This is a genomic window from Staphylococcus sp. EG-SA-2, from assembly GCF_017152085.1.
The window spans coordinates 1-645 of record NZ_JACYHC010001208.1 but is presented as its reverse complement, the minus strand read 5'-3'; the positions used below and the strand labels follow the sequence as shown (position 1 = coordinate 645).

Genomic DNA, 645 nt, shown 5'->3' with positions numbered 1-645 from the left:
TAATTGGAATGGCAGCTGCCGCAGTATTTAGTTTCCAATTGTCTGCACTAATTAATTTTTTGTGCTCAATCGCATCTGCAAAGACAGTGCCAAAACCGCCTTTAATGTTCATAACACCTAGAATAATGATAACTAAAGCGCCGCCTAATAAAATGACGCCTTGAATGAAATCACTCCAAACCACACCTTCGAATCCACCTAAAAATGTATATAAAATACATAGTAAACCAACGAGTGATGCAACGATATAAGGGTTCATGTCTGATACAGATGTGATTGCTAATGTTGGTAAGTAGATAACGATTGCAACACGCCCTAAATGGTAAACGACAAATAATAATGAGCCAATAACACGTATGCTAGGGCCAAATCTAGCTTCTAAATATTCATATGCTGATGTTACTTTTAACTTTTTAAAGAAAGGGACATAGAAATAAATGAGTAATGGAATAATTGCGACGATAGCAATGTTACCAGCGATATATGACCAATCTGTTAAAAATGCTTTCTCTGGTGTCGACATAAATGTAATCGCACTTAACGTAGTAGCATAAATTGAAAAGCCAACTACCCAAGATGGCAAGCGACCACTTGCGGTAAAGAAACTATTGGTACTTTGGCTCGCGCGCTTGGTAAAATAAACGC

1 protein-coding gene is annotated in these 645 nt (G+C 37.4%); it reads right to left on the bottom strand.

Annotated elements, in window-relative coordinates; translation table 11 throughout:
* Positions 1 to 645 (bottom strand): sodium:solute symporter family transporter (locus tag IDG60_RS28145; RefSeq protein WP_481906114.1); only part of this gene is annotated, 645 nt, incomplete at both ends.